Genomic DNA, 7,589 nt, shown 5'->3' with positions numbered 1-7,589 from the left:
ACAGCGGGACGGCCCGGCCCAAATCACCCGCTGCCTGGTAGGCGCACGCGAGGTTGTTGCGAGAGGCCAGGGTGGCGGGGTGATCCGGCCCGAGGACACGCACACGATCCGCAAGAGCGCTCTCGTACAGCGGGACGGCCCGGCCCAAATCACCCGCTGCCTGGTAGGCGCACGCGAGGTTGTTGCGAGAGGCCAGGGTGGCGGGGTGATCCGGCCCGAGGACACGCACACGATCCGCAAGAGCGCTCTCGAACAGCGGGACGGCCCGGCCCAAATCACCCGCGGACTGGTAGGCGCCCGCAAGGTTGTTGCGAGAGGCCAGCGTGTCAGGGTGATCCGGCCCGAGGACACGCACGCAATCGGCAAGAGCGCTCTCGTACAGCGGGAGGGCCCGGCCCTCCTCACCCGCGGACTGGTAGGCGCCCGCAAGGTTGTTGCGAGAGGCCAGCGTGTCAGGGTGATCCGGCCCGAGGACACGCACGCAATCGGCAAGAGCGCTCTCGTACAGCGGGAGGGCCCGGCCCTCCTCACCCGCCGACTGGTAGGCGCCCGCAAGATTGTTGCGAGAGGCCAGCGTGTCAGGGTGATCCGGCCCGAGGACACGCACACGATCCGCAAGAGCGCTCTCGAACAGCGGGACGGCCCGGCCCGAATCACCCGCCGACTGGTAGGCGCACGCGAGGTTGTTGCGCGAGGTCAGCGTGTCAGGGTGATCCGGCCCGAGGACACGCACACGATCCGCAAGAGTGCGCTCGTACAGCGGGAGGGCCCGGCCCGAATCACCCGCCGACTCGTAGGCGCCCGCAAGGTTGTTGCGCGAGGTCAGCGTGTAGGGGTGATCCGGCCCGAGGACACGCACACGATCCGCAAGAGTGCGCTCGTACAGCGGGAGGGCCCGGCCCAAATCACCCGCCGACTCGTAGGCGTACGCGAGGTTGTTGCGCGAGATCAGCGTGTCAGGGTGATCCGGCCCGAGGACACGCACGCAATCGGCAAGAGTGCGCTCGTACAGCGGGAGGGCCCGGCCCTCCTCACCCGCCGACTGGTAGGCGCCCGCAAGGTTGTTGCAGGCGGTCAGCGTGTCAGGGTGATCCGGCCCGAGGACACGCACACGATCCGCAAGAGCGCTCTCGTACAGCGGGACGGCCCGGCCCAAATCACCCGCCGACTCGTAGGCGCCCGCAAGGTTGTTGCGGGAGGCCAGGGTGGCGGGGTGCTCTGGCCCGAGGACACGCTCGCAGGTGGCCAGAGCACGCTGGAACGCGGAAAGAGCAAGGGCGATGCTGCCTTGGAGCAGTTGGAAGGACCCGGCGCGGTCAAGGATCAAGGCGGTGGGGAACGTGTCCTGGCAAGAGGTGTGGCGGCTGATGAGGGCGTCCGTGTGGGGGGCGAGGTCTTGGTACTGCGCCCAGGTGTCGGGGTGGGTGCTGTCGTCTGGGTAACCGACGGCGAGGAGTTCGGTGGCGTGATCGCGGGCGCATTCGATGTCCTCGGCTTGGCGGTGGGGGTCGTCGTTGTGGGGGGTACGGGCCAAGTCCTGGACCAGGCGGTGGACGGAGAGGGTGCCGTCGTGGTTGTCGGTGATCATGCTGTAGGCGGTGAGGCGGCCGAGGGTGGCGGCGAGGTCGAGCGGATCGGCGACCGGGGTAAGGAGGTCGCGGGGGATGTTGTCGGGGGCGTACCAGGCGAGAATCCGCAGCAGGGTTCCGGCGAGCGGGGTCTCGGCTAGGCGGTCGAGGGTGACGCGCCAGATCCTGTCCATGGTGCGTGCGGGATCGAAGCCTTCAGCTCTGGCCGCGTACACGTCCTCGGGCCGGTCGGCGAGCAGTTGCAGGTAGGTGTGCGGGTCGGTGCCGGACTCGGCGCAGAACGATCCGGCCTGTTCCACGGCCAGCGCCAGGTCGCCCAGTACCGCGCACACCTCGTCCACCCCGTCTGTGGTGCGAGGACCGTTGTGGGTGAGGATCCGTGTGAACAGGGCGACGGAGTCCGCCCGTTTGAGGGTGCCCAGACGCACGGTGACGGCGTGCTGGTACCACCCGGTAGCGCGCCGGGTGGTGACGATCACCCGCCCCCGGCCGGCGATCCGGTCCATGAGGGGGCGGATGTGGGCGGGGTCCTCCACGTTGTCCAGCACGAGCAGCCATTCACCCCGCGTGGCGAGCCAGGCGAGGGCGCGTTCGGTCTGCGTTTCGGTGGGCACCTGGCTCAAGCCGGGTTGCAGAGCCCGTGCCAGGGCGGCCAGACCGGCGTCGATCTCGGCAGGGCTGTCGGCGTTGATCCACCACCGCACCAGTTCCTCGCGATCCGCCGCCCACCGTTGGGCGAGCGCCGATTTACCGACCCCGCCCAGCCCGTGTACGGCGTGCAGCACAACCTCCGAGGACGAAGCGAACGCCGAATTCAGTGCGTCTAGTTCGGCCGTACGACCCACGAACATCGCGGGCCGGATGTTCGTGACGCCACCCGAGGCCGCGTCCACCGGAATCGCTGCGTACGCCTCGGCGGGCAGCGCGTACTGCGCGTTGATCGCCACCGAGTTGATCACATCCCGCCCGGCGGCATTCGACCCTGTGACCGCAGAGACGCTCTGCACCGGCACCTCACCAGCAAGCCCTTTGGGCCGAGGAACCTTCATCACTGACCCCGGTGCGCGGAGGGCCCGTCCAAGTCCCCGCCCGCTGCGTTCGACCCGCCCGAAGCCGAGATCCCTGGGCCGGGAGTCGGAGCCGCCCTCGTCGGAGAGCTGTCCCGAGCGCGGGCGTTTCTCATAGTGCCGCCAGCGGCGTTCGACCCGCCATCCGCACGCACCGGCACCGCCACGGAACCCCCACCGGTCGGCGGCCCGACCGCCGAAGCCCGTACCTGCCACACCGCCACCCCCGTCGCGACGACCCCCGCCACCGCTCCGGCCACACCCCACCCCTGGGCCGAGCCCTCAGGATGCGCTACCGACAGCCACACCAGAAGCCCAACTGCCGCGCCCAGCCCCAGCACGGCCAAGCCCCACCAACACACCCGCCGCCAACCCGTCATGCCCGTATTTTCCCCCAAAGTTGCGGCCACCCCGTCACAGCCGTGGGAGTGCGCCGCCTTCTACCGTAGATTTTCGGCGCATCCAAGCCGTTCCCCATGAAGAACATCGGCTCGTCCCAGTTGATCGCCACGGGTCAACAGGCATACCGACTGTGAGGAGCGCGCGAATGTCCCGAGGAGCTGAGTGGAGCCAGCTTGAAGAGGTCCAGGGTCAAGCCGTCCGCAAGCACGCGGTTCGCCGACACGACCGCCGCACCACCGTCCGGACCAAGCTCGACTGCCTGGAAGAGTTCCGCCTGATAGCCGCAGAGATGGCTGTGAAGTACGGGCTGGTCCGGACGGCGGGAATCGGTGAAGGGGTTCCCTACGACGCGACCGGTTCGGGCGGCGCTTCCCACATGGTGTAGACCGTGTACTTGTCAGCCTGCTTGCGTCCCCGGGCGACCTCCACCGTGCGGATCAGTGGCTTCAGCAGAGCCCGCCGATCGTCGTGGTCGGCAACCTTCCAGAGGTCGAGGATCCTGACGAAGGCGTCGCGGTTCGGTCGCGGCAGTACCGTCGGCCGGTCCTGAAGGTCGCGCTTCAGCTCCGCCTCCTCCATCCTCAGCCCAGCCCGCTGGGACTCCAGGTCCGCCCGCTTGCGACGAGCAGCGTCAGCCGAGACCAAGCCGTCAAGCACGGCATCGGTGAGCCGGTCTTCCCGCGCGGAGATGTCTGCCAGTCCGGCTTCGATCTGCCGAAGCCGGCGTGCCCCGTGCTCGGCGTCGGAGGATCCGGGGTTCGACATCACCTCGACTGCCTGCTGTCCCACCGCGGACTCCAGCTCCGGCTCTTGTTCGCTGATATCACGCAGCCACTCGGCCACTGCCCGCTCGGCGCCCGCCAGCGTCGCGTACACCCCATTGCCGGGGCAGTCCTTGAACTTCATGTGCCGGGTGCAGCGGAACAGCACGTCGCGAGGATCGGGGTTGCCGTCGATCCACTCGCGCTGGACCTTCTTTGCCCGAAGCATCGAGTGCATGGGGCGACGGCAGCCGGCGCAGCTGAGGAACCCGGAGACGCTGTACTTCGCCCTGAAGGAGTGGCCCTTGTCGTCGTCGGAGGACAGGCGCCGCTCGACGTAGGCGTCCCAGAGGCGTTCGCACTCCATCGCGTCGTCGATCACCGGACGATGCGCGCCCTTGTAGTACAGGTATGACGTGAGGTCACGGTGCAGCGAGGTGCGCTGCAGAGTTGTACCTCCGCCCGGCTTCTCGACAGTCCGGTGCAGCAGTTCGGGGATCTGATAGCGAACAAAACCGAGACCGAAGCCGGAGTCGAGGATCTGGTAGAGGGCTCCAGCGTCGATGTCGGAACCCGTGTAGTGCTTGACCGCCTGGCCCCTGAGCCCAAGCACAAGGCTGCGAAGCGAGTCGCCGGCTGCGTACCTCCGGTAGAGGTCGGCCAGGATCGGGCCCGTCACGGGGTCGACCCGCAGGATGCCGTCTTTGCAGCGTGGGCAGGTCAAGAGCGGCTTGCCGCGTTCCGGGGGCGGGCAGACAGAGCAGCGGAAGTACCCGAATCGGCCGCGGGCGCCGTGCGCCAATCCCGCCCGCCTGCGCCGTTCGATGGTGTCCTTCCACATGTCGGACTTCTGGTTGGACTCGAGTTCGGCGATGTTCAGCATCTGAGCGATGGCGAACTTGCCGATGGTTGTCTTTCCGTCGAAGTCCTCTCGCGCGGCGCGTACCTCGATGCCGTAGTTCGTGAGGGTGTCGAGATGCTGGAGCGACTCGCGCAGGTTCCGGCCGAAGCGGGACCAGATCCAGAGGATCACCACGTCGAACTCGCGGCGCCGTGCCATGTCGATGATGTCGGCAATGCTGCGGTCGTCGAAACCACGCCCCGATTTCCCGATGTCGACCACCGGATCGGTCACGACCTCGATGTCCTCCCGCTCCGCCAGCTTCCTGGCGTGCTCCACCTGAAGCTCCGGGCTGATCATGTCGGGCCGGTCCTTGGAGACGCGGACGTAGATGATGCCGCGTTTGCGGCGCTGTTGCGGCGGATGCTGATCGGCCGACGCCGGGGTGGGGGAGGAGGGCGCCGGGACGGCCAGACGAAGTCGGATGGGAGCGGGACTGTGCATGTGAGTGATGCTAATCCGGGGCGACGAACGACGCGCCGAACATCGCGACGACGTGCTGCGCGCCGAGCCCGATCGTGCGCGGCCAGCTCAGCCGTTCGTCCGGCCGGACCACCGCACCCGGGGCCGGGGTCCGCCCGTCCCCGTGCAGTTTCCAGCGCACGCCGAAGTCCATCAGTCCCGCTCCTCGTCGCCTCAGCCCCCGCCGGTGCACGAGCCGGACACGCGACGGACCGCACGGATGTTCCCGTACCGGATTCCGGCACATGTTAATGGCAGGTAAGGATGGCTTCGCGCCATGCGTGGTGCGCGGCGCGGGGAGCCGAGGGGGTCGGGCGAGGCGTCCGGGGGCGGGGGAGGGGCGGTCGCGGGGCCGGGGGAGGGGCGGTCGCCGGGGCGCGTTCGTCCCGCCAAACCCGCTGGTAGGGGGCCTCTTGCCCGTGCTTACGATGAAGTGTTCGATTCCCTGGCAGAACAGGCACCCCCGCATGTCGCTCGCAGCCCCCGCCCCGGCCGAAACCAGTTCCCTCCCGTACGGGGTGCTCGTCCCCTCGTACGTGCACTTCGACGACCTCGACGCGCTCGGCCTGCTCCACAACGGCCGGTACCCGCTTCTCGCCGAACGGGCCTGGACGGCGTACTGGCGCGAGCACGGGCTGGAGTACCGCGGGGACTGGCACGAGGCGGCGGACGCCTGCAACGCCGTCCGCGAGTTCACCATCGGCTACGAGAGCCCCGTCACCCTCACCGGCGAGTACGCCGTCCACCTCTGGCTCGACCGCCTCGGCACCACCGGGCTCACCTACGGCTTCCGCTACTGCTCGGCGGACGGCACCGTCACCCACGCCCGCGGCCACCGCGTCCTGGTCCGCCTCGACCCCGGCACGCTGCGCCCCCGCCCGTGGAGCGAGGACTTCCGCACGAAGGCGCGGGGGCTGCTGCGCGGGGCGGCGTGAGCGGCTGAGCGGCGCGGTACGGGCAGGGGGCGGACTCCGCCGCCCCCTGCCCGTACCGCCGCCGCCTCAGCCCTTGCGGCCCGCCGCGCGCAGGACGTTCGCGCCGGCCACCAGGCCGAAGGCGAGGACCGTCACGAGGATGAAGGAGCCGACCAGGCTCGTCGCGTCGGCGACCACGCCGATCGCCGAGGGGGCGATGAGCCCCGCCGTGTACGTGATCGTGGCGACGCCCGCGATCGCCTGGCTCGGGTTCGGGCCGCTGCGCCCGGCGGCGGCGAAGCACAGCGGCACCACGACCGCGATGCCCAGACCCATGATCGCGAAGCCGCCCATCGCCATCACCGGGTTCGTGGCGAGGACCACGAGCAGACCGCCCGCCGTGGCCATCACCCCGCCGCTCCGCACCACCCGCTTCGCGCCGAAGCGGTCCACGAGCCCGTCCCCGGCGAAGCGCGCGATCGCCATCGTCGCGGTGAACGCCGTCGTGGAGGCGGCGGCGATCCCGGCCGACGTGTCGAGTTCGCCGTGCAGGAAGACCGCCGACCAGTCCAGGCTGGCCCCCTCCGCGAAGACCGCGCAGAAGCCGATCGCGCCGATGAGCAGCGCCGAGCGCGGCGGCAGCGCGAAGCGCGGCGGTGCCGGCTCGTCCTCCTCGCTGCGCAGGTCGAGGACCCACCGGCACAGCACGAGCCCCGCCGCCGTCAGCACGAGCGCGGTGACGAGGTGGTGCAGCCGCGCGTCCGAGCCCAGGTGCGCCGCGAGCGTCCCCGCCGCCGAGCCGAGCAGCGCCCCCGTGCTCCACATGCCGTGCAGGCCCGACATGATCGACTTGCCCCAGCGGTTCTCCGTCTCGACACCGAGCGCGTTCATCGCGACGTCCGACATGCCCGAGCAGGCCCCGTAGACGAAGAGCGCGAGGCACAGGACCGGGAGGTTCGGCGCGAGCGAGGGCAGGACGAGCGCGAGCGTCCATCCGGCGAGCAGCAGCCGCAGCGCCGTCCGCGAGCCCAGGCGGTGGCTGATGCGGCCGGCGAGCGGCATCGCGAGCGCCGCGCCGAGGGCGGGGAAGGCGAGCGCGAGACCGAGCTGACCGGCCCCGATGTCCGCGTGGTCCTTGATCCAGGGCACGCGGGTCGCGAAGGAGCCCGTCACGCTCCCGTGCACGCAGAAGACCGCGGCGATCGCCCACCGCGCGCGCCGCACCGCCCCCCGGTCGAAGCCGCCGACCGGGACCGCGTCCGCGCTCCCGGACGCCGCCATGGCGGCGCCCGTGGTCCGCTCTCCCGCCGTCTCGCTCATGTGGCCCCTCCCGCGCGCGCCGCACCGCGCGGGCGGACGGCTCTCCGATATCGGTGGTGAAACTATCAGGAAGCCTTCCTGATAGTGAATGATTATGATGCGGACCGACCCGTGAGGGAAGGGGGACCAAGCCCGTGACCGCCTCACCACCCCAGGAGCGCCCCGGCTCCGTA

At 70.1% G+C, this 7,589-nt stretch carries 4 protein-coding genes and 1 pseudogene; 1 reads left to right on the top strand and 4 read right to left on the bottom strand.

The window, feature by feature from the left end:
• The 3 genes and pseudogenes from G3I42_RS38380 to G3I42_RS03795 all read right to left on the bottom strand — a co-directional run.
• On the bottom strand, nucleotides 1-2,536 hold a 2,536-nt coding region (locus G3I42_RS38380; protein ID WP_343244446.1), incomplete at its 3' end, for a tetratricopeptide repeat protein.
• A gap of 864 nt (nucleotides 2,537-3,400) precedes the next feature.
• Nucleotides 3,401-5,164 (bottom strand): recombinase family protein, encoded by a 1,764-nt coding sequence (locus tag G3I42_RS03800; RefSeq protein WP_164282425.1) that lies wholly within the window; start codon nucleotides 5,162-5,164, stop codon nucleotides 3,401-3,403.
• Nucleotides 5,165-5,180: 16 nt separating this feature from the next.
• Nucleotides 5,181-5,336: pseudogene (locus G3I42_RS03795) on the bottom strand (nitrate reductase); the annotation flags it as partial.
• A gap of 313 nt (nucleotides 5,337-5,649) precedes the next feature.
• Between G3I42_RS03795 and G3I42_RS03790 the strand changes: the two are divergent.
• Complete coding sequence (locus G3I42_RS03790; protein WP_164282424.1) at nucleotides 5,650-6,117, top strand: thioesterase family protein; 468 nt, start codon at nucleotides 5,650-5,652, stop codon at nucleotides 6,115-6,117.
• A 66-nt stretch (nucleotides 6,118-6,183) separates the two neighbouring features.
• Here the strand turns inward: G3I42_RS03790 and G3I42_RS03785 are convergent, their stop codons facing one another.
• The gene (locus G3I42_RS03785) at nucleotides 6,184-7,377 is read right to left on the bottom strand and encodes an MFS transporter (protein ID WP_203606324.1); all 1,194 of its coding nucleotides are present in this window, start codon (nucleotides 7,375-7,377) and stop codon (nucleotides 6,184-6,186) included.
• Nucleotides 7,378-7,589: the final 212 nt, after the last annotated feature.

Source organism: Streptomyces sp. SID11385 (genome assembly GCF_010548245.1).
Classification (GTDB): domain Bacteria; phylum Actinomycetota; class Actinomycetes; order Streptomycetales; family Streptomycetaceae; genus Streptomyces.
Note: the sequence above shows the minus strand (reverse complement) of the source record. Positions and strands in the feature narration are given on the sequence as shown.

Excerpts from the sequence above, each read along its gene's own strand:
- G3I42_RS03790 (WP_164282424.1), top strand. The coding sequence starts at position 5,650 with ATGTCGCTCGCAGCCCCCGCCCCGGCCGAAACCAGTTCCCTCCCGTAC.
- G3I42_RS03800 (WP_164282425.1), bottom strand. The coding sequence starts at position 5,164 with ATGCACAGTCCCGCTCCCATCCGACTTCGTCTGGCCGTCCCGGCGCCC.
- G3I42_RS03785 (WP_203606324.1), bottom strand. The coding sequence starts at position 7,377 with ATGGCGGCGTCCGGGAGCGCGGACGCGGTCCCGGTCGGCGGCTTCGAC.